This is a genomic window from Gemmiger formicilis (assembly GCF_018784445.1).
In the GTDB taxonomy this organism is placed as follows: Bacteria; Bacillota; Clostridia; order Oscillospirales; family Ruminococcaceae; genus Gemmiger.
On sequence record NZ_WQOH01000062.1, the window covers coordinates 1 to 21,131 of the forward strand.

General features: G+C 47.2%; 20 protein-coding genes. 3 read left to right on the plus strand and 17 right to left on the minus strand.

Annotated elements, in window-relative coordinates; all coding sequences use genetic code 11:
• Positions 1–190: 190 nt before the first annotated feature.
• The 11 genes from GPK89_RS14235 to GPK89_RS16685 all read right to left on the minus strand — a co-directional run bounded on the left by GPK89_RS14235 (position 191) and on the right by GPK89_RS16685 (position 12,909).
• Entirely contained in the window at positions 191–1,771 is a 1,581-nt protein-coding gene (locus GPK89_RS14235; RefSeq protein ID WP_215694141.1) for a recombinase family protein, read from the minus strand.
• A 121-nt stretch (positions 1,772–1,892) separates the two neighbouring features.
• A complete protein-coding gene (locus GPK89_RS14240; protein WP_215694143.1) occupies positions 1,893–3,476 on the minus strand; it encodes an AAA family ATPase in 1,584 nt (527 codons plus the stop codon).
• A 719-nt stretch (positions 3,477–4,195) separates the two neighbouring features.
• A complete protein-coding gene (locus tag GPK89_RS14245; RefSeq protein ID WP_215694145.1) occupies positions 4,196–6,148 on the minus strand; it encodes a recombinase family protein in 1,953 nt (650 codons plus the stop codon).
• A gap of 758 nt (positions 6,149–6,906) precedes the next feature.
• On the minus strand, positions 6,907–7,113 hold the full coding sequence (locus GPK89_RS14250; RefSeq protein ID WP_215694147.1) for a hypothetical protein: 207 nt from the start codon (positions 7,111–7,113) through the stop codon (positions 6,907–6,909).
• Positions 7,114–7,178: 65 nt separating this feature from the next.
• The gene (locus tag GPK89_RS14255; protein WP_008119059.1) at positions 7,179–7,703 is read right to left on the minus strand and encodes a flavodoxin family protein; all 525 of its coding nucleotides are present in this window, start codon (positions 7,701–7,703) and stop codon (positions 7,179–7,181) included.
• A 129-nt stretch (positions 7,704–7,832) separates the two neighbouring features.
• Positions 7,833–8,990: a beta-aspartyl-peptidase gene (gene iadA, locus GPK89_RS14260; protein ID WP_215694149.1), complete on the minus strand. Its 1,158-nt coding sequence runs from the start codon at positions 8,988–8,990 to the stop codon at positions 7,833–7,835.
• A 261-nt stretch (positions 8,991–9,251) separates the two neighbouring features.
• Positions 9,252–9,695, minus strand: coding sequence for a GNAT family N-acetyltransferase (locus GPK89_RS14265; protein WP_215694151.1), 444 nt, complete (start codon positions 9,693–9,695; stop codon positions 9,252–9,254).
• A gap of 48 nt (positions 9,696–9,743) precedes the next feature.
• Positions 9,744–11,093, minus strand: a complete 1,350-nt coding sequence (locus GPK89_RS14270) for an MATE family efflux transporter (RefSeq protein ID WP_430750609.1) — start codon at positions 11,091–11,093, stop codon at positions 9,744–9,746.
• A 63-nt stretch (positions 11,094–11,156) separates the two neighbouring features.
• Positions 11,157–11,594, minus strand: a complete 438-nt coding sequence (locus tag GPK89_RS14275) for an ASCH domain-containing protein (protein WP_215694155.1) — start codon at positions 11,592–11,594, stop codon at positions 11,157–11,159.
• 9 nt (positions 11,595–11,603) lie between these two features.
• Positions 11,604–12,206, minus strand: a complete 603-nt coding sequence (locus GPK89_RS14280) for an SOS response-associated peptidase (protein ID WP_215694157.1) — start codon at positions 12,204–12,206, stop codon at positions 11,604–11,606.
• A gap of 16 nt (positions 12,207–12,222) precedes the next feature.
• A complete protein-coding gene (locus GPK89_RS16685; protein WP_215694159.1) occupies positions 12,223–12,909 on the minus strand; it encodes a LexA family transcriptional regulator in 687 nt (228 codons plus the stop codon).
• A 146-nt stretch (positions 12,910–13,055) separates the two neighbouring features.
• Between GPK89_RS16685 and dinB the strand changes: the two genes are divergently transcribed.
• Both dinB and GPK89_RS14295 read left to right on the plus strand, forming a co-directional pair.
• A complete protein-coding gene (dinB, locus tag GPK89_RS14290; RefSeq protein ID WP_215694161.1) occupies positions 13,056–14,309 on the plus strand; it encodes a DNA polymerase IV in 1,254 nt (417 codons plus the stop codon).
• A gap of 12 nt (positions 14,310–14,321) precedes the next feature.
• Positions 14,322–14,594 carry a hypothetical protein gene (locus tag GPK89_RS14295; RefSeq protein WP_215694163.1) on the plus strand — a complete coding sequence of 91 codons (273 nt, stop codon included), beginning with the start codon at positions 14,322–14,324 and terminating at the stop codon, positions 14,592–14,594.
• A gap of 532 nt (positions 14,595–15,126) precedes the next feature.
• Here GPK89_RS14295 and GPK89_RS16380 read toward each other — a convergent pair.
• The 6 genes from GPK89_RS16380 to GPK89_RS14325 form a co-directional block, all read right to left on the minus strand.
• Positions 15,127–17,226 carry an LPXTG cell wall anchor domain-containing protein gene (locus GPK89_RS16380; protein WP_252261690.1) on the minus strand — a complete coding sequence of 700 codons (2,100 nt, stop codon included), beginning with the start codon at positions 17,224–17,226 and terminating at the stop codon, positions 15,127–15,129.
• A 495-nt stretch (positions 17,227–17,721) separates the two neighbouring features.
• On the minus strand, positions 17,722–18,033 hold the full coding sequence (locus GPK89_RS14305) for an AAA family ATPase (protein ID WP_252261691.1): 312 nt from the start codon (positions 18,031–18,033) through the stop codon (positions 17,722–17,724).
• A 111-nt stretch (positions 18,034–18,144) separates the two neighbouring features.
• Positions 18,145–18,486 carry a ribbon-helix-helix protein, CopG family gene (locus GPK89_RS14310; protein WP_215694165.1) on the minus strand — a complete coding sequence of 114 codons (342 nt, stop codon included), beginning with the start codon at positions 18,484–18,486 and terminating at the stop codon, positions 18,145–18,147.
• On the minus strand, positions 18,473–18,712 hold the full coding sequence (locus GPK89_RS14315; RefSeq protein ID WP_215694167.1) for a hypothetical protein: 240 nt from the start codon (positions 18,710–18,712) through the stop codon (positions 18,473–18,475). Before GPK89_RS14315 ends, GPK89_RS14310 begins: the two co-directional genes overlap by 14 nt.
• Positions 18,713–18,717: 5 nt before the next feature.
• Entirely contained in the window at positions 18,718–19,122 is a 405-nt protein-coding gene (locus GPK89_RS14320; RefSeq protein ID WP_215694169.1) for a hypothetical protein, read from the minus strand.
• A 326-nt stretch (positions 19,123–19,448) separates the two neighbouring features.
• The gene (locus GPK89_RS14325; RefSeq protein WP_215694171.1) at positions 19,449–19,841 is read right to left on the minus strand and encodes a hypothetical protein; all 393 of its coding nucleotides are present in this window, start codon (positions 19,839–19,841) and stop codon (positions 19,449–19,451) included.
• Positions 19,842–20,344: 503 nt separating this feature from the next.
• Here GPK89_RS14325 and GPK89_RS14330 point away from each other — a divergent pair.
• The gene (locus GPK89_RS14330) at positions 20,345–21,124 is read left to right on the plus strand and encodes a DUF134 domain-containing protein (protein ID WP_215694173.1); all 780 of its coding nucleotides are present in this window, start codon (positions 20,345–20,347) and stop codon (positions 21,122–21,124) included.
• Positions 21,125–21,131 lie beyond the last annotated feature (7 nt).

A 21,131-nucleotide genomic window follows, 5' to 3' on the forward strand; every position in this document is an offset into this window, starting at 1 on the left:
TGGTACTCCTTTTGGCATAGCAAAACACCCCACTTGTTAGATAGTATATCATACTGTCTAACAAATGGGGTGCTGTTCATAAAAGCAATTAGGGACTTAACAGGTTATTATAGATTGACCTTAGAATTCAGGTCTTTCCACATTCCCAGCCAAAGCACGCAGCAACGCCAATTCCTATAAGGATGTATCCCTATTGGAAGCCATTGCGGCGCTTAGAACCAACCTGCAAATTACTTGCGTGGATTTTTAATTGCTGCCTGCTTATTGGGTCGTCATCATAGGTATGTACCCAAAAGCGCGTACTGTTTGCATCCTCAAGTATCCTATTGACGGCCCCATCCCCTTTCTTCGCTTTTGTTTTTCCCGGCATGATTTTTTCCGCCGAAATCGAATGGTAATTGTACATTCCGCGCACATTGCATTGAACAGTGCATGACTCTTGAAATAGATTTAGTTCCCAGATGAATTTCTGTCCATCGATGGAGAAGATTCTCGGCACAAATCTGTCCAGAAATTCCCGGCTGATTTCATCGTTTGGGAACGACTCTTGCCAGCTGAGTGCTTCCTCTACCTTTTCACTATCGGCAGCTCCGTTTTCTTGTTCCTGCTGGTATTCTTCTAAAATATCCTGCCGGTGATCCTGCCAAACGTTTTTGTAGATTTCTCGCGCCATCAATTCGAGCTTCCATGCTTGCACATTGGGGGCGCTGCATTTGGGGGCTACATTCCTCAGTGACCGCTGATAACAGATATATCGAACAATGCCTTTCTCTGCGCGGAACGCCCGCATTCTGGCTCCGCAGCCACAAAACAGGCGGCAAGCCCATTTGTCGGCGTGTTCGCTCTTTCCATACAAGTAAGCCTGCGTTATATTGCCGTCTTTGTACGACTGCCATGCATGTCTGCGACGCTGACATTTATCCCATAGTTCCTCTGAAATGATTGGCGCAAAACTGCCTTTCACCAGAATGTAATCCTGTTCGCTGTTCTTGATGCTTTTATGGCTGAGGAAATCATCAATATGCGATTTGTTGTATGTCAAATACCCTTTATAAATCGTATTCTTGGTGATTGAGAGAACCTGACGCGCGCTCCATTGTGGCATTCCGGATTTATTCGGTGCGCCTTCTTGCGTTAGTGTCTGGGCTATCTCGGTGCCATTTATGCCATCAGCATACCAAGCAAAAATTTTTCTGACAGTCTCTGCCTGACTTTCCTGCACCACAAGCGTATGAGCCTTTTTATCACGCTTATATCCAAACGGTGTCGGTCCCGCAACATAGGTGCCTTTTTTCTGTGACGTCTGAATGCCCGCCTTGGTGCGTTCACTCATTTTACGGCTTTCATCTTGCGCAAGGCTTGCCATAATGGTCAGGCGAACTTCTCCATCGCCACGCATCGTCCAGATGTCATCATTGACGAAGTACACTTCAACGCCGTACTGTTTCAGCTCACGGGTCGTAACCAAAGTATCCACCGTGTTTCGGGCAAAACGGGAAACCTCGCGGGTCACGATTAGGTCAAACTTCTTTTTCCGGGCATCTCGCAGCATCTTCATAAAAGAAGGCCGGGTTTTCATGCCAGTACCTGAGATTCCTTCATCGGCGTATTGCCCAACCACCGTCCAATTCGGATGATGTTCTGCAAGCTCCAGATACCAGTTCATTTGATTTTTCAGTGCTGATATTTGCGCCTCAAGTTCCGTGGACACGCGCCCATAGAACACGACTCTGCGCGGGCAGTTTTGCTGGTCTGCTTTATCATATTGCATCGGTTTTCCCTCCTTCCCCATCAGTATAATACTGCATTCAGTATTTTCAAAATGTACAAGTCAATGACTCAATCATGGTATAGAAAAGCCGTGGAAGAAGGTTCCTTCCACGGCATGATCTTTATACTACTTTTTCAATAAGGCACTGATGTTTCTTCGTTTTCTTGTCATAGTTGATAGCTACCAAGAGAAGATTTCCTGTATAGCCACGCAGCGAATCCGGATATTTCTTTTCCTTAATCTGCTGCATCGCAGTCTCCACCGTTTGGTTCCACTTCAACTCCACAACAAGCGCCGGATAGTCATTTCGGTACTCCGGTTTTGGAATGAAAACGAAGTCTGCGAAGCCCCTGCCTGTGGGCAGCTCTCGAACCGGCTTAAAGTAATATTGCATAGCGCTCAGGTATGCAATCGCCAAGACGCTGCTCAAGGAGTTTTCATTGTTGTACTGGATGGCAGAAACATAGTCATCATGGATTTTCTCAACCTGAGTGGCTACTGCATCGCCATCCATATCCAATGTCGCATCCAGCAACTTCTCAGACTCCTGCTGGAACAGCAACATCTCATTCCAATGCTTGCTTTCCACCGCAAGTGTCAATTCCTGCCGGATTTCCTCATTCGGAACAAACGCTGTTTTTCGGTTCTGGTCATATCCCAAGTAGCCAAGATGGATCATATATGTCAAAACATCATCTTTGCTTTGGATATTAACGGTATCGTTCTTGAAGGTAGCCGTGTTTACTTTAACTTCCCCACCGGAAAGCATTTCAATGATTGCCGTTTTCAGCCCATCATAGTTCATGTTGATAAGAGGAACGATTGCTTCATAGGAAGCCGTTTCCGACCAGTAGCTCTTAAACTCTCCCTTCAGCATAACGCTGACAACAGCTCTGGGATTATAAACTTGGTAATCCCGCAACAAGTAACCATCGTACCACTTTTTTACCTTGTCAAAGTCTTTGTGGTACTCCTCGCAAAGATTCTTAACTTCTTCTTCCGTAAAGCCAATGAAAGGTGCCAACGTGCTGGCACTGACCATGGTAAACTCATCGAAGTTATTCAAGGCCGACTGCGTTTTTTCCTTTTTGATTGGCAGAATGCCGGTGAGGTATGCAAGCTGAATGTATTTTGTCGGCTCTGTTCCTTTGAATAAGCCTCTCAGGAAATAGATATATTCTTCTTGAACAGCCTTATTGGTTGCTTCATCTCGGATCAGAATATCCCATTCATCAATAATCACAATAAATTTCTGACCGGTCGAGTTTCTGATGCGCGACAAAGCATCCGCCAATGTCAACACTTCGTTAGGAAGAACTTCAGGGTAGTACTCTTTTAGTTCCTCAAAAACTGATTGCGTAATGTAGGATATAATACTTTTGATGTCTGCACAGCTGGACAAAAACCATTGTACATCTATATGGATCACATCATACTTGTTGAGATGCTTTTTGAAGTCGCTACTCTTGCCGATTGTAAGCCCATCGAACATCTTTTCTGAATCGCAGCCTTTGCTGTAATAGGCTGCCAGCATATTAGCCGTATAGGACTTACCAAATCTCCGGGGGCGGCTATTGCAGATGTATGCTTCTGGTGTATCAAGAACGCTGTTGGTATATTCCAGCAGACCCGTTTTATCCACATAAATTTTTGAATTCAGTGCAACTTGAAACGCACTATTGTCCGGATTCACGAATCTTCCCATTTCGCCAAAGCCTCCTTCAGAAGTCATTTATTTCTAAACATTCAAATGACATTAGTATAGTCATATAGTACCATTTATCGATACAAATAGCAAGTTGGAAATTTCCCTATAATAGTACAAAAGCACCGCAGCATGGATTTCTTTCATAGCATGATCTATCATCGCAGACACCTCATCTGCTATGACGATGATTAAATTTTGCCACATAGAATCCTGCTTTCTGCATATAATCTTCAAAAATATATGCAGATAAAACTCGAAAGGCGCAATAAGCCACAAATTGCGATAATTTCCCTTCGATGAACCTGTCAGATATCATCTGTTTGAACCATTCGGAATTCCCGAATAGTTGCCATCACGGTCTATTCCTCATCCGTATTATAATATTACCATTTACTGATTCAAATAGCAAATCTAGCGTCATTCCATAACGGCACAATAATGCCGTGGAAGTTTTTCCTCCACGGCACGATCTGTCGTTATAGCTGTGCGTTTCTCTCCCTCTGCAAATTCCAGACAGGCAACCCTTCCCGGCGCTTTGCCTCGCATCGCTTTGCAGCCATGCGATATGTTTTCTCGCATCTTGGCACGCTCGTGGAATCCAGTCATGGCGCTGCTTCCCCAATACGGTACAGCAGAGGACGCTATTCACTTTTTCGGAGGTTTGGAACCTCCTAATACATAAGAGAACAGCGAATCGGATTTTTTCCACAACTTTTTCAATTTTCTTTTTTTACCAGAAATATATCCACACGCATATCTTTCCACAAACCGGGGTGGATCTTAATCCCCCGCGCTTTCTGATACTCATAGGCTGTCACAAAGTCAACCGCAAAACTCAAAAGTGGCATCTTTTCATCCAGCACGCTCACCTGATTTTCTTGACAGCTTTCCAGCCATTCCACCAACTTACGCTTTCTTTTGGTTCGGCTCATATTCAAAAAGAAATCCTGTGGACGACATATTGTCGCGCAATCGGGTCCAGCACTTTCTTTATCCTGCTTGCCGATTTGCTCTTGCTCAATATCATAGGGAACGCCACTTTTATAGGTAACCATCGCTATCGGCTGCCTTTCCGATTGGATAGGCATGATCTGCTGCACATTCATCAACTGCAACATCCAAATGTAGCGGTTATTGCTTTTTACAATCCGGTTGGTATACCTGTCCAGAAAGCCCGGCTCTATTTTACCATCCGGAAAAGAGGCATCATCACTGAGTGCAGCCTCGATGCTGTGCATATCTAACCTTGCTTTAGGACGCTGTTCCTGTATGGAACTTTGCAGTAAGCCTTCGACATTTATAATCTCATTGTTGATTTCCGTACTTTTGCTTAAGAAATCATCCATAGTTATGCTTCGGCTTGCCCGCTGGCTGACAAGATCGTCCAATTCCTCATTCAGCGCAGAGAGCTTGTTCTCCAGCTGGTTTCCATCATTCGGTGTGCCGGTAGTGTTCAGATTTGCATCCAACGTCCGCAAAAGACCCAGTATATCCTCGGCATTTTCTTTCCAAACAGTACGGAACACTTCCCTTGCCATCAATTCCAGCTTCCATTCAGATGCGTATGGTGCCGGACAAGGAATACCGTTCAGTGTTCTGGCGGCATCTTTCTTTTTGAACATTTTCGACCGTGCACAGATAAGCCGCATATTTTTCCCTCCGTTGGCCGTTTTATCGTAGCCTTCGATTTGGAATCGCATCCCACAATCGCAAAACAGAATTTTCGTCCATTTGTTCTGCGGAAAGGACACACCAAATTTATGGGCACGACCATCTTTTCCTTTGACAAATGCAGCTCGCTTACTGCGGATCTGATTGCAGGTTTCCCATAGCTCCTCTGAGACGATTGGCTCAAAGTTTCCCTTTACAAGAACAAAGTCCTCCTCGCTGTGATTGATGCGGTTATGGCTGAGAAAGTCATCAATATGGGATTTATTATAGGTCATATAGCCCTTGTAAGTGGGCTTGCGGAGTACCCGTGATACCTTGCTCGCCGTCCAGCTCAGGCCACCACCGCCATCCTTGCGGTTTTCTTCTATAAGCATTTTGGCAACAGTCGTTTCTCCGTGCCCCTCGGCGTACAGATTAAAGATTCTGCGCACCGTTGCCGCCTGTTCCTCATTGATTACATAAGTTCCATCCACACGGTCATAACCGATAATATTACCGCTGCCATAGAGTACACCTTTCTCACGGCTCATCTTCTGTCCGGCTTTTACGCGCTCACTGGTCTTGCGGCTTTCATCTTGGGCAATGCTCGCCATAATGGTCAAGCGAACTTCTCCATCACCGTCCATTGTCCAGATGCCATCATTTACAAAATAGACTTCCACGCCGTATTGCTTCAGTTCTCGCGTAGCATTCAACGCATCCACAGTGTTACGCGCAAACCTCGACAATTCACGTGTGACAATCAAGTCAAAGCGGTGTTCCTTTGCGTGCTCTATCATCCGCATAAATGATGGACGTTTCTTCATTTGGGTACCAGTTATGCCTTCGTCTATATACTGCGCTACAACGGTCCAGTTGGGATTGCGTAATGCAAGGTCTGTATACCATTCCATCTGATTTCCCAGCGCAGATAGCTGTTCCTCATGTTCTGTTGAAACGCGGCCATAAAACACCACCCTGCGCGGTCGATTCTTGTAATTCCCAATATAGTCTGTCATTTCGAACGCCTCCTTGTTCTTTCATTGTACAAGGGGCAAATTCATAAGGGAAATGTACAAAAACACTGGTACACTTGCCATCCTTGTATGAGCGTTGCTGCTCTATACTATAAGAGTACGTTCTCTTGATTTTTTTCCACAATCACTATTTTTATTTCATTGCACTTGACATACATCAAGTAGCCATGCCACGCGGATAGCATTTTTCAGAACATATCAACAAAAATGACCCTGCACGATTCTGTGCAGGATCAAAATATATATTCGTTTTATTTTCATACATAACTGGTTGATGGGCCGGCTCCGACTTTTTCAAATAACTATTTCGAAAAATCAGCCGGGCTATCAAACTGGAATTTATTATTCTCCTATGGAGGCACCGCTATCGTCTTTAAGGCCACAAATCGCAACTATACCATTATTTTTATAACTTACAACGAGAGTAGTGTCATTCCCAAGTTTCCAACATGCAGTGCTGTTTTCACTGCTATCAGGCTTCCCCCATACCTCTCTAAGCTGGTCAATATGGTACCCCGGCAAAAGGCTATTAACATCGGCTTCACTCATTTCTGCGCAACGCCAGCGAGGGGCACGGCATCATCAAGATGGGCAACAGTGTATTACCATTCACCAATCTGGAGCCCAAGGATAGTGATGTCTATCAGCTCATCACAACGAAACCGGGAGGAAGGAAGAAGCAAGAATGATTTTGCATAAAGAAAAGGCGGGTCGAAGCCCGCCTTAGAGTCAGTGGCAGTTTAGTGCTGCCAGATATTGTTTTCTAAATCACGCAGACGCGCTTTGTAGTCATTAATAAGCGCCTGCGTGTTTTCTGTATCGGGAAAGCTGACAATATAGCCGTCCTCGGATTCATGAAAGCCGACAAGGCCCGCAAGCCCTGCCATCTCTGCAACCTTGACCAAGGTGTGGTAATCATACTCACTGCTGTTTATGTGTAAAATCATGGGGTTCTCCTAACTGCTGCTGTTTGTTGCGGATCTGTTCGACAAACTGGAATTTGGAACGTGCTTTATAAATTTTTTCCGATCCCCTCAAGTTCGTTCATGGAATCCTTGTTTTTTTCAAGTTCATCTCTGGCTGTTGCGTAATATGATTTTTTGAAAAGCATATCCCATGAAAGATATTTTGCCATACAGTCAAACTGCTTATCAATCAGCTCATACTGGATACTGTCTACGGGAGAACCGCCTACAACAATCGTGCCAACTTTTTTATTTTTTAACTGCAATCCACGGCAGTAGCACTTATCAATGATAAGTTTCAATTGTGCTGACATTCCCCACCAATAAACTGGTGTAGCAAAAAGAATCATATCTGCGGCAGCAATTTTATCAATTGTAGGATTTGTATCATCCTTATCGACGCATCCCTTAGAGCATTGACAGACACCACATCCCTTGCATGGTGCAATGTTGAGTTTGTCAGGTTCAATGATTTCAATTTCATTCTTTTCTGATGCTCCTTTTATAAATGCATTGATTGCTGTCAGCGTGTTTCCTTTTCTGGCACTTCCATTAATGATTACAATTTTCATGCGTGTATCCTCCAACTTCCGATTTGTCAATCAAAAACAGAAAGAAAAATATTTTTATTTCTGTCGGGTATCCTTCTGCTGAACTGCCAGCATAAGCAATGATCTTAACTAGAGGATATAAAATCCGCTTTACTCTTCGAATCTTCCCTTCATGCACAGTTCCTTCTGCCACAGCGCGAGCTGTCCTCGCGCGAAGAGGCTGTCGATCTCGAGCTCTTCATCCAGTACGAGGAGATCTGCGTCGGCGCCTGCGGCGATGCATCCCTTTCGGCCATCCTGCGCGAGCAGAGTCGCCGGTGTGGTCGTCAGAAGCTTCAGTGCCTGCTCGAGCGGCATGCCCATGCGCACCAGCGCCCGGATGGTTTTATGCAGGTACTTCGGCGACGCATAGGTCAGTCCCACGCACTCGCCTGCGTCGTTAAAACGCGGCTGGCTTCCGTAGGCGTCACTTGACAGGCTCACATGATCCGGATTTACGCCCTCGCGGTGCAGTAAATCAAAGAGCTTTCGGGCGTCCTCTTTCACCGCCACCTCATCCGAGCCGGCGGTACAGTCGATGTAGCCGCCTCGCTTCACGAGCTCTACGCCAGCGTCGATGAGCTCTGGTGAGCGCAGCATATGCGTCGGGAGCAGGTTCTTCGCCGGTACATCCGAGTGATCCAGTACGTAGAAAATCGGATCCAGCTTCGCCTTCCCGCTGCCCATGTGCATCGTCACGAGCCCCGGTGTGCCGCTTAGCAGACCGGCGCGGCGTGCAGCTGTTGCCAGTGCGATCAGCTCCGCTCCACCCGGATTCGAGCTTCGATGATCAGATACCGCGACCTTCACACCGATCATCGGTGGGATCAGAACGATGTCCCGCTCGACGCTGCCGGTGAGTGTCGTCGGCGGGTAGCCATAGGACGAGGTCAATGTGTACACCGTCATGCCTTCTTCTGTCAGTGCACGGGCCTTCGCCACCAGGTTCTCGAGGCTTCTCGTGATGCCGTCCGTGCCCAGAAGCCCGACGACGGTCGTGATACCATTCTTAAAAAAGGTGCTGAGTGAAGACTCCGGCACACGGGAAGCCGGACCCTGCTCTCCGCCGCCACCGGTGATATGCACATGCAGATCGATGTAGGCCGGCACGAGGGTCTTTCCCGAGAGATCATAGACATCGACATCCGGAAGTTCATCATAGCCTGTGATTTCTTCCGCGATTCGGAGGATCCTCTCCCCCTCGATCAGCACATCCCTTTTACCGAGAGGAGCTGGTGTGTAAACATTGGCATGCTTTAATAATTTCATAGAATCATCCTTTCTATGGCTTCGTGTTCTGGCCTTGATTGAGGCGATGTTTTATATGGACATGAGCTTACATCTATCTAGTATAAATTTTGACACGGCTTATGTCTGTACGTAAAATATGATTTTCGTGATTTTACGGAACCATTATAGACATTCTTTACTCAGATTTTACCTATTCTATGTGTTTTTTTATTTTGCAGAATTATCATACAGATAAATTCAAATTTTACTTAAACTTTTTTCACCTTAACAAACTGGGATTTACAGTTTTCTTTGCAGCATAATCATATCTATCAGTTGCATACCTGCTTCATATATAGGATGGTCATAGTTATCTATAAAGAAGTTTTTAATGCTATAAGAACGAATAAATCCACACTTCTCATAAAACGGGATTGTCAACGGACTATCCCCTGTGCCAACTTGCAGTATAGAATACCTCCCTTTGTATTTCGCAGCGACAAAGTCGATTAGTACTTTACCGTAACCTTTCCCCTGATATTCTGGTTCAGTTGAAATATTCTTGATTTCAAGAACACCTCCCCCCTCGTCTGTTACGACACATTCGGACTTAACTCCACCATCGTCCAAAACATACATTGTCCCTCTATTAAGATACCTATCTATCATATCCTCCTGCTCATCTGCTAATAGCAACAGTGGAAGAAATTGTTTTTTATTCTCCTTGATTTCTTTAATTTTCATATCATCGCACCTTCCAAATTCAAATTTTCCAATTTAACAAACTGGAAGTTATCTGGTTGATGCCATTTTATCAGTCTGCCATGATCTCCTGAGAGCCCCATAGGAGATTAAGAAGTTCGCAAGCCAACCAGCTGGTACAGCAAGCCAGACAAAGGCAATGCCGAAACGCGGTGCACAGATCAGGGCAACGGACAGACGAATCGCAAGGTTCACCATGTTTGCAACGAGGAACGGACGCATAATTCCGAGACCACGAAGGACTCCATCGGTTGCCATCTTGATACCCATGAAGATGAAAAAGTAACCAATCCACCTCATATAATCACCAGACACCTGATAGGCCAACGCCGTTCCGTCTTTTCCCAAGAACAGCGAGGAAATCTGCGTGTGCAGCGCTTCAATGACCACAAACGCAATGGCTGCAAAGCACAGATCCAGCACCAGTGCAGCGTGGTAGCCTTTTTTGATGCGCTGGGGCTTGCCTGCACCAAGGTTTTGGGAAACAAACGGCGAAACCGCATTGCCGATGGAGACAAAAATCAAAGAGAACAAATTCTCTACTCGCATTGTCGCCGAATAGCCTGCCAGCGCCTGTGTGCCGAATGGATTTACAACTGCCTGCACAATCAGCATACCGATGGACACCGTAGACTGCTGAAGAATCGACGGCACGGCAATTTGCAGCATGGATTGCAGCCCCCGCCAGTCAAATCGTTGAAATGGGCTCTCGTATCGCCGCATTCGATGAAGAAAAATCAGAAGGGAAAATACGGCGGAAATGCCTTGGGCAATCAAAGTTGCAAGAGCGGCACCGAACACGCCCAGACCAAGCCCGGCAACCATCCAAAGGTCCATAAAAATATTCAGGACAGAAGAAAAAATCAGGAGTGCCAAGGGAATTCTTGATTCACCGATGGAGGTGAACATGTTGGAGAGAATGTTATACATAAACAAGAACGGAAAGCCCGCAAAATAGACCTGCAGATACAGCACTGCCTCATCCAGAATGTCGGGAGGGGTTTGCAAGCCCTGCATCATCGGGCGGGAAAAGCATAAGCCAAAAACGCCAAGGACAATGCTCAGAATCAAAAAGCTGAGCAAGGACGTTGACACAATGGTTTTCATTTTGCCATATTCTTTGGCACCGAAATAGCGGCTCACCAGCACACCGGCACCTACGCCGGCTCCCAGTGCCACACAAATGAACACATTGGTCAATGCTGCACAGGCACCGACAGCTGCAAGTGCAGAAGAACCAACAAACTGGCCGACAATAATGGAGTCGGCCATATTGTATATTTGCTGAAAAAAGCTCCCAAGAATCATCGGCATTGCAAAAAACGTCAACGCTTTGAGGGGCGCATCGGTTATCAAATACTCATCTTTCGACATTCTCATATTCCTCCATGGTACTTGTATCGTAGTATCCGATTCATTTACCTTCACAACTTCCGATTTATCTCACTGCCCATCTGCCCGGTAAACCACATCAAAATACTCGCAGACGCACTTCATGCTTTCGTCAAAGTTCCTGCCGATTTCCTCACACGCTGCGGCAAACGCCTTGCGGTGGACTTTCTTCCACGCGGCAAGGGTGCCGTCCCCCTCGGCGGCGGCACAATCTGCCGTCACATCTTCAAACGGGACAACCTCCACCTTTGTGGTGCGGGTAATGCAACGCGGCTGCATATCGCTGTCCAACACGACCGTGTAATCACCCGTGCGCGGCAGAAGCTGCATCTGGGTTTCAAACAGATTGAACAGCCCCGTGTTGGCGCGTTTTTTGCCGCAAAGAATGTTGTCCAGAATTTCATCGGTGCCGTTGCTGTCATAAAAACAGACATTGTAGGCAGAAATAGTCAGCCCCGAATCCTTTACAAATTTCTCGATTTGATCCATAGAACCCTCTCACGCAAGGTCATCAAAGCCCAACTGCCCGTCGCAGCTTGTGCGCTGCAGCAGCGGCGGGCGGCTGCAAAGCAGTTCCAGCGCCGCACCGGCGTCCACCAACCACGGGCGCACCTGCTCGTGGGAGAGCAGCAGCGGCATACGGTCGTGGATGGGCGCTACCGAATCGTTGGGCGCGGTGGTCAGAATGATAAAGCAGTTCACATCATTTATAGTATCATAAATGCCCGCCAAGTAAATCGGCTGTCCCGGCATTTGAAAAAAATATTTGTGCTTGGCGGCGTCCCATTCATAAAAGCCGGTGGCAGGGATCACGCAGCGCTGGAAGGCAATACTGCGGCGAAACATCGGCTTTTCCGTCACCGTTTCGGCGCGGGCATTGATGATTTGCTGTCTGCCGCGAAAACCGGGCAGCCCCCATTGCTGGAACTCGCCCACGATCTTCTCCCCGCGTGAAACCAGCACTGGTGCCACCTGCGAGGGGCAAATATCTCCTGCCATTGGGAAATTGAGTTCATTTCCCTCGCTGCGGCGCTGTGCATCGCGCACGATCTGGCGAATCTCTTTATACTCATCGGCAGAAAACTGATACCGTCCACACATACGCGACGCTCCTTCCTTATCCTACTACAATACCGGCGATTCTGAACTCGTCCTCCTCCCTCACAGGGATGGGGGCGTATTTTTTATTCAGCGAGATTAGCGCAATGCCGTTTTCGTCCTTGCGCAGCTTTTTGCAATAGCCTTGGTCGTTCAAGGTGCAAAGCACAATATCGCCGTTGTTGGCATCTTGTGCCGCCTTGACCCAAACGGTCTGCCCGTTCACAAAGCGCGGCTCCATACTGTCACCGGCGATGCGGACACCGAACTCCGCCTTGGCGGGTACGAATTCGTCCACTTCGGTCATCTCTTGGGCGTCATCGTCCAGCCACTGACCGGTACCGGCAGAGGCAGGCTGTAAATAGACCGGCAGCAATCGCAGTGTCGGTTCCGGTTTTTCGGTAAACTCTGCCGTGTGCAGCAGCATGGAACGGTATTCCCCCAAACGCTGCTGCCCCGCCTGATTCAGCTTGGGTTCGGAATCCAGATACAAAACTGCCACATCCTCAAACCCCAAAGCCTTTGCCAGCGCCACACCCACGGTAACGCGGGGTTCGCGCTCGCCGGCCTCCCACGACATCAAGGCACGTGTGGTCACGGCCTTCTCGGATTCCGGCAGGAACTGCTGCATTTTCTGTACGACCATCTTGCGGGTCATCTTTTGCGCCTCACGCGCGGCACGAATACGCATATTCCAGTTGCTCACGGTATATCACCTCAGCTATATTGTACCGCTTCTGGTATGTAAAGTCAAGTGTACCATTACACGGATTTTCGTTTATAGCCCTGTAAAATGCACTTGAAAGTGAAACATTGTGGTGTTACAATAGGCGTATAGGAGGTGGGAACAATATGGGACAGCGGCATATACTGCATTGCGATTGCAACTGCTTTTACGCAAGCGTTGAAATGCAGGAACACCCGGAACTGCGCGGGAAAAGCATTGCGGTCTGCGGTGACCCGGAAGCACGACACGGCATTGTACTTACCGCCAGTTATCCTGCCAAGCGTATGGGCGTGAAAACAGGGATGCCTATTTGGGAAGCCAAACAGCATTGCCGTGACTTAATTATTGTACCCGCCAGCTATGGAAAATACCAGAAGTACAGCGGCTATGTGCGAGAAGTTTTTAATGATTATACAGATCAAGTTGAATCCTTTGGGCTTGACGAAGCATGGCTGGATATAACCGGCAGCGTAGGGTTGTTCGGAAGCCCCGTCAAGATCGCAAAGGAAATCAGTGCGCGTATAAAGCGTGAATTGGGTATCACCGTTTCCATTGGTGTTTCTTTCAACAAAATTACCGCGAAACTCGGCAGTGACTACAAAAAGCCGGATGCTATCACAATTATTGAGCCGGAAAACTATAAGGAAATCGTATATCCGTTGCCTGCGGGAGATCTTTTGTATGTTGGTGCAGCCACACAGCGCAAGCTCGGCAATTACGGCATCCGCACCATCGGTCAGCTTGCGGAAATGAATCCTGAAGTCCTCAAGGGCTGGTTTGGCGTGATGGGTTATACGCTCTCGGCATTTGCGCGCGGATTGGACCAAACGCCGGTCGCCAAGCAGGATGCACATTCCGCCATTAAGAGTGTGAGCAACAGCGCCACCACGCCGCGCGATCTGACTACGGACGAAGATGTATGGCTGATGCTGGTGCTGCTTTCCGAAAGCGTTGCCATGCGTATGCGCGACCTCGGCAGCAAGTGTAATGTGGTGGAGATTTATGTGCGGGATAATGAACTGTCCGGCTTTACGCGCCGTCGAAAGCTGGATAGCCCCACCAATGTGAGCATCGAAATTGCCCGCATTGCCTTTGATTTATTCAAGCGCAATTACTCGTGGCCAAAGCCCCTGCGTGGCATCGGTGTGCGCGGTGCCGACTTGTGCCCCGCGGATTGTGCAGTGCAATTAGGCTTTTTCTCCAATGAGGAAAAGCGCGAGAAGCTGGAGCACATCGACAAAGCAGTGGACACCCTGCGCCAGCGATACGGTTACCGCAGTGTACAGCGGGCGGTCGTATACACAGACCCCGTTTTGGGCGGCATCAACGCCTACGACGACCACAACATCCACCCGGTCGGGTATTTTCATACGGCATAGGAGGCATCATAAATGATCCAACGAGAAAAGCGCTATGTGGAAGTCGATGTGCGCTTCAGCACCGAGGGACGATTGAGACCCTTGCAAATTATTTTTGATAAAGGGCAGGTCTACAAAATCGACAAGATCAAGGACATCTGCCGCCGTGCCGCCGACGTGGGCGGTGTTGGCGACCGCTATACCTGTATGATTCAAGGCAAAGAGCGCGAGTTATGGTTTGAAGATGGACGGTGGTTTGTGGCGGCGAAGGTGGCTACCAAGCAAACGCCCCCGTCTAACGCATAAGGGGCCGGACACTTTATATTTGTTATCCCCCGCTGTATCACCCGATACAGCGGTATTTTTGTTGTCAAAAAAGGAGTTATTGCAATGTCTAACGAAAACAAAATCCGTTTTCTGTATGTTCAGCCGGGCAAATATCCGGAGGAACGGTTCGTTGCAAATGAGCTGCGCCCCCTTCAGCAGCTTGTCGCTGGGTAGCGGGTTATATTTCTTCCGTCCGCAATTTCCAAGAAAGAACGCCCATTCTCTCTTGAGATATTTCGGCATACGGGGCATCTGCATCACTTCCTTGCCCGCGCCGGGTTTGCGGATTTGCTTTTGAAAATAGAAAAACGCCCAACATCTCCCGAAACTGTTCGCTTTCGGGGCGATTTTGGACGTTTTTGTTAGATATGAGGGGCTTTACGGTGGTGGGGAATATAACTTGTCGCTTATGGTGGGAAAGCCCTCTATTTGCCGCTTTGTGGCAATAGAAAAGCGCCACATCGCTGCGGCGCTTTTGCTTTGCCCGGAAGATGGAACGGGGGCTGTTCAGTTATCTGTTGTTCTTTCTCTTGCTGGCAACAACGGCTGTTCCAATGGCTGCACTACCGCTGACAAGCATAAGGACAACCAGCAAAGCAGGGTTGCTGGTGTCGCCGGTCTGCGGAATGGTGTACTGAGGTGTGGGCGTTGCAGCAGGTGCCGGTGTGGGCTGTGTTGTCTTGTTAGCGTCCTTGTATTGCAGGGCAGCAAGGGCATCTTCGATAGCCTTTGCCATGGCGTCAACCTCTGCCTGTTGAGTGATGTTCTTGCCGCGTGCAACTGCTCTGATAGCGCATTCTACGCCGGAGAAGTCTTTGTAATCATTTTTGTTCAGTGCATTTGCCCTGGCAATGGCTGCATCGACTCTGGTGTAGTCGGCGTCCTTGTATTGCAGGGCAGCAATCGCATCTTCAATAGCCTTTGCCATAGCGTCAACCTCTGCCTGCTCGGTAATGTTTTTACCACGGGCAACGGCATTGACGGCGGTTTCCACAGCGGAGAAATCCTTGTAGTCATCCTTCTTCAAAGCATTTGCCTTGGCGAGGGCTGCATCGACCTTGGTGTAGTCGGCGTCCTTGTATTGCAGGGCAGTAATGGCATCTTCGATAGCCTGCGCCATGGCATACACTTCGCTCTGTTCAGTGATATTCTTGTCACGGACAACAGCATTGACAGCAGTTTCTACAGCAGAGAAGTCCTTGTAGTTGTCCTTGTTCAGTGCATTTGCCTTGGCAATGGCTTCGTCGACCTTAGTGTAGTCGGCAGGTAAATAAGTCATTGCAATGGTCTGCGTATGAGTTGCTGTATCAGCCGTAATCGTAATATTGGAATTGAATAACTTGCAATTATCTGCGCTTACTTCGACAGGGTAAGTACCTGCTTCCAAATTGGCGGGGCTTGTCACTACCTGAGCGTTCACTTTGATGATTACATTTGTCAGTTCGGCAGGTGTTACAACAAAAGAAACTGCATATTTCGGTGCCGGAAGAATAGGTGTGCCATTTGAGTTAAATCGATAATTGCCGCCAGCAGCAGTGATTTCATTAAAGAAATCTTCCGTTTTCATAAAGTCAAGGGTCTTTTCTGTTCCAGCATCCTGATACTTAAAGCAAGCCGGGACATTTTCAGTTTTCACGAAATAATTGTTTTCAAAAACAGGGGTATCAGAAGAAACACCGCCTGCAATACCGCCTAAACGCTTATAAGGTGGAGTGGCAGTATATTGAGATAAATCCATTTCACCAGCGAAATAACAATGTCTGATTTCTGTACCTGCACCAACTATGCCTGCAATGCCGCCGAAATCCGTAGTGCCATTGCCAAGAGGGGCCATTTCCCCTGTGGAATAACAATTTATGACCTTTGAGTTCTGAATCAACTGCCCAACAATTCCGCCGGTACAGGGTGTCCAAGAAGTCATATTGCCTGTATTGGCGCAATACTGTACGGTACTGTTTTGAGCAAGACCTACGATACCGCCCATCTGAAAAGAGGTAGTATCTATCGTTATTGAAAAATTCCCCTTGTTTTGGCAGTGTTCAATCGTGCTATTGATTGCATATCCGCACATAGCCACAGTACCGTTAATATATTTATCTGTATCTGTGAACGACACATCTGAAACGCAGTCAGAAATTTTGCTGTCTGCTGCAACGCCCGCAACTGTTCCAAAATAGACGGGGTCAGAATTAGACACATCCAGCTTGCCCTGAATCGTCAAGCCGGAAATTTCAGCGCCGTAAACCTCACTGAAAAATCCGAAAGACGGATACTCTGTCTTTCCATAGTTTTCGGAAAAATCCAAATTGGAAATCGTATGCCCGTTTCCGTAAAATTTGCCACTGAAGTAATGCAGTAGAGTTCCATCGGCGGCAAATACGCTGCCAATTGGTGTCCACGCAACACCTGTTAAATCCAAATCTGCATCCAGCGATACAACCGCATCTGTTTTATCGTCATATTCGCCATTGTCCACAGCTTTTGCAAATTGCAAAAGCTCATCTACTGTTGTGATTGAAATTTTGTTAGCTTCCGCTGCAAACGCCGCCATTGGTACGAAAGTCATGACAAGGCAAAGCGTTAGCAGAAGGCTAAGAACTTTTTTCTTCATTTTCATTCCTCCTGTGTGTTTGAATCACCAAAAATTGTTGCCGCAGTAAGCGTACCGATAAAATAGATTGAAGCATCCGCAATACCTGACAATCAGGCATAAAGTTTCAGTAGTGTTCCCCCTTCCCACAAAAGAAAAAATCCGAAAACAGGGTATAGTTCACCCTGCTTCCGGATTTTACCTGACGATTTGATGTAATAGAGCTTGACACACTGAAAAAAAGACGCAATACTACTGCCGAGCCGAGCCGAGCCGAGCCGAGCCGAGCCGAGCCGAGCCGAGCCGAGCCATTTTCGCGCCTTTGAGCATCATTGTCAAGCCCTCCTTCCGTAATTTTAGTAAGAAAAAAAATATCAATTCCATTCCTCACAAATAAACATAGATATTATAGCAGATTCTCCATAAAACCACAAGTAGCGTTCAAAATATTGTCGGTCACTATTCTAAACGCATTACCTCTTCCATTACTTTCCCGACTTTATGACTTCTTGAATGCTATCTGAAAAAGAAAAACCGCTGTGCAGCCGACAGCCGTTCACCATCGCCGCCAGCCGCATTGAAGCGCGGCACAACCGTATCATCGGCATCGTCCTCCGTGATCTGATAGATGATCGTCACAGGCTCGTATCTTTCCTCGTCATCGGAGAACGGCAGCGGCGCTCCCTTAGAAAGCAAAGCGGCAAGAGAAAGCATCAGCTTACTCTTGCCGTCACCGGAATCACCTTGCAGCAGTGTGACCTTGCCGAAGGGAATATAGGGATGCCTATTACCATGACGACACCGCTTATAACTCCCTGAATAATGCAATGTCTAACGAAGGCATAGAGGAGAAATACGAAGTAAATTATATTCCTGCGGTCGAATTCTGGGATCAAATATAATAGAAAATGGGGCTGCCACATACAGCAGCCCCACTTTTTATTTCTTTTCGCGTCTTGACACAAATGGCATCACGGCCCTACGCAGCACATCCGCCGTACTCGCAACATTTTGAAGCGTAATATACAGCTTCATTGCATCTCGTTTGACGGGGTTCTCGTCAACCAGTGCTTCCATCACCTCCTGCAATTCATCCAGTTTTCGAATGATAAGCCTGTAATCTGCTGGCGGATATTCAGCAGGAATCGTATCTGCAATCAAGCAACGGATATATTGTTCTCTGGACATACCTGTTTTAGCAACACGGCAGTTCAGTACAGCCAGTTCTTCCTCCGGAATGCGAACTTTTACATCCTTATATCGAATCTTATCTGTTGCCACTGCCATTTCCTCCGCTATGTACGGTATGGTTATCACCGTATATGACAAACCTATCCAAGTCCCGCAGGAAATGCTCGATCAGGTAGACGAACATATCTTCATCATCGGGAAAGCCGTACTTGGCACACAACTTAGCCATTTTCCCAGAAAAACACGTAACAAGCCAGATTTTATCCTCACGGTTATGTGCTTTTGCGCCTCGCAGATGTTCTTCAAAGCTCTTCATAATCGTTACTCCTTCAACGCCTTCATTGTTTCAGCCAGCTTCTTGCGCTTCTCATAGACATAGGTATGCCCACAGCCAAAGTGTTTCTGAATTTCTTTGTAGTTCATTTTCAGAAAGCACAAAAGCCACTCCTTTTCTTTTGGTGAAAGCCTCTGTACTTCCTGTTGAAGAGCCAGTTCAATCTCAACCTTCCGAAACATTTGCTCGGCATCAATATCTGTCAGATGTCGCGGGGCCTGATCCAAGGAAATCACAATGACATTGGGTCGATTCTTAGCAGCATAGCGAATTGCGTGCCATTCCATTCGGCGGGTTATATAGCTAGTGAACTGTCCTTTCACCGTGCTTTTTTCATTCAGTTCATCTTGACTAAATTGCTCAAGTAACTCTTCAAATTCATGCTGGATCATTATACGTCCTCCTTATTTTTTGTTGAGAATCAAAAAATAAGGAGGTGCCCTTGGAACGGCATCGCTAGTAAAATGCTTAAATAAAGGCAAAGGATCGGAAACTCTGCGCACGATCGCCACTCTCCCTTCAAAAGGTAAGAGAACACGTCGATAGAGATTTTCCGGTCCTTTTTTGATATTATTTAATGTTTGCCGTCTATTTTTAGAGATGCTTTCTCTTTTCCATTGCCTAAAATGCTTTACTTTCCCTCACGGATTTTGCTATTTGCTGCAAATATCCGTCATCTGATGGCAATAGTATCGACATCTCTATTATAAAACCCGACTTATCCAATAATTTGTACTTTGCACAAAACAATCAATATTGTTCTGTTTATCGTGTGTTTTTCCTGTATGTCTAAAACCTTCTTCCGCTCCTGTTGGGCCTTTTTCTCTTCAGAATTTGTCTCGCGTAGTTGTTCTTTCGTTTCTTCAATTTTCCTTTCAAGTTGCTCAGTAAATCCAATCGCTTTATCCAGATCAACGGATTGGTCAATTCCTTCTTTTTCCAAATTCTTTGCTGCACTACTGTAAGCCTGCAATTCCGTACTATGACCACTGTAAAAAGCCGATTTCTGACTCATGGGCAACTCTACATACTGCATCCAGACAGGCTTGTATGTTATGCAAATTCGTAAGTTCTTGGTAACCGCAGCAACTTCTTTTCGCTTTTCCTGCATCCTCCATGTCAGCACGGATTATCTTCTGATGGGCAGTGAGCCAAGTAAAGAGGAAGTCAAAAATGATCTTCTGAGCATTATTTCGGAGCTGTCTGCGATTGCGAAGAAAATCTAATCGTGCTCTGCGTTTGAAAATGACAAAATAGAGATACTACTTGCCCGCTTCGATGTAATCTCTAACGAGGCGACTGAGATCTTCTTGTGTCAAGTAAGGAAAAAAATTGAGAATTTACAAGCCGTTCATAGGTGGACAACCGCCCGTGAACGGCTTGCATGTAAACTAAACTCATAATGAATCCAAGCAAATCCATCATGCCCTGCGAAGTTCTGTCAAATGTAGATAATCTGACAATACGAACATGCCTCACACGTAGTCTTTGACACCGAATATCAGCCAGTACACATATGAGGACGGAAAATGTAGCAGCTTTTGAAAAAATTGTTTTTTTCTGCTCAAAGTGCTATAATCGGAATATACCGAATACAAAGGGAAGAAAGCTCCCATGCCAAGACCGCCACGGTGCCGTCGAATTTGTGGCGTACCACAGGTCGATGCATTCTGTCCCAACGGGTGCGAGAATACCGAGCCGATCCTGCTGACGCTGGACGAATACGAGGTCATTCGGCTGGTTGACTTGGAGCAGCAAACCCACGAGCAGTGTGCCGCGCAGATGGACATTTCACGCTCTACCGTGCAGGAGATTTACGAAGGCGCACGGCGCAAGATCGCAGCGTGTCTTGTCCACGGGAAACCGCTGCACATCACCGGGGGAAACTACCGCATCTGCGGAGGACCGGAGGCAGCTCACTGCGGCCGTTGCTGCCGGATGCAGAGAGCCGACATGGAAAAATCAGGCAAAACTTGCAAAGGAGATTCCATTATGAAAATTGCAGTTACCTATGAAAACGGTCAAATCTTTCAGCATTTCGGTCACACCGAGCAGTTCAAGCTTTATGAAGTTACGGACGGCAAAATCGTCCATGCGGAAATTGTTGACACCAACGGCAGCGGTCACGGCGCACTGGCGGGCTTCCTAATGCAGCACGGTGTGGACACTTTGGTTTGCGGAGGCATCGGCGGCGGTGCGCAGGCAGCACTCGCCGAAGCGGGCATCAAGCTCTACGGCGGTGTCAGCGGGGACGCTGATGCGGCGGTGAGCGCATTGCTCAACGGAAGTTTGGGCTACGATCCCAATGTTCACTGTGACCGCCATGACCATGAGCACGGCGAGGCTGGTCACTCCTGCGGTGACCACGGCTGCGGCAAGCACAGCTGCCATTGATATGGAA

Excerpts from the sequence above, each read along its gene's own strand:
- GPK89_RS14235 (WP_215694141.1), bottom strand. The coding sequence starts at position 1,771 with ATGCAATATGATAAAGCAGACCAGCAAAACTGCCCGCGCAGAGTCGTG.
- GPK89_RS14240 (WP_215694143.1), bottom strand. The coding sequence starts at position 3,476 with ATGGGAAGATTCGTGAATCCGGACAATAGTGCGTTTCAAGTTGCACTG.
- GPK89_RS14245 (WP_215694145.1), bottom strand. The coding sequence starts at position 6,148 with ATGACAGACTATATTGGGAATTACAAGAATCGACCGCGCAGGGTGGTG.
- GPK89_RS14250 (WP_215694147.1), bottom strand. The coding sequence starts at position 7,113 with ATGATTTTACACATAAACAGCAGTGAGTATGATTACCACACCTTGGTC.
- GPK89_RS14255 (WP_008119059.1), bottom strand. The coding sequence starts at position 7,703 with ATGAAAATTGTAATCATTAATGGAAGTGCCAGAAAAGGAAACACGCTG.
- iadA (WP_215694149.1), bottom strand. The coding sequence starts at position 8,990 with ATGAAATTATTAAAGCATGCCAATGTTTACACACCAGCTCCTCTCGGT.
- GPK89_RS14265 (WP_215694151.1), bottom strand. The coding sequence starts at position 9,695 with ATGAAAATTAAAGAAATCAAGGAGAATAAAAAACAATTTCTTCCACTG.
- GPK89_RS14270 (WP_430750609.1), bottom strand. The coding sequence starts at position 11,093 with ATGAGAATGTCGAAAGATGAGTATTTGATAACCGATGCGCCCCTCAAA.
- GPK89_RS14275 (WP_215694155.1), bottom strand. The coding sequence starts at position 11,594 with ATGGATCAAATCGAGAAATTTGTAAAGGATTCGGGGCTGACTATTTCT.
- GPK89_RS14280 (WP_215694157.1), bottom strand. The coding sequence starts at position 12,206 with ATGTGTGGACGGTATCAGTTTTCTGCCGATGAGTATAAAGAGATTCGC.
- dinB (WP_215694161.1), top strand. The coding sequence starts at position 13,056 with ATGGGACAGCGGCATATACTGCATTGCGATTGCAACTGCTTTTACGCA.
- GPK89_RS14295 (WP_215694163.1), top strand. The coding sequence starts at position 14,322 with ATGATCCAACGAGAAAAGCGCTATGTGGAAGTCGATGTGCGCTTCAGC.
- GPK89_RS16380 (WP_252261690.1), bottom strand. The coding sequence starts at position 17,226 with ATGAAGAAAAAAGTTCTTAGCCTTCTGCTAACGCTTTGCCTTGTCATG.
- GPK89_RS14315 (WP_215694167.1), bottom strand. The coding sequence starts at position 18,712 with ATGAAGAGCTTTGAAGAACATCTGCGAGGCGCAAAAGCACATAACCGT.
- GPK89_RS14320 (WP_215694169.1), bottom strand. The coding sequence starts at position 19,122 with ATGATCCAGCATGAATTTGAAGAGTTACTTGAGCAATTTAGTCAAGAT.
- GPK89_RS14325 (WP_215694171.1), bottom strand. The coding sequence starts at position 19,841 with ATGCAGGAAAAGCGAAAAGAAGTTGCTGCGGTTACCAAGAACTTACGA.
- GPK89_RS14330 (WP_215694173.1), top strand. The coding sequence starts at position 20,345 with ATGCCAAGACCGCCACGGTGCCGTCGAATTTGTGGCGTACCACAGGTC.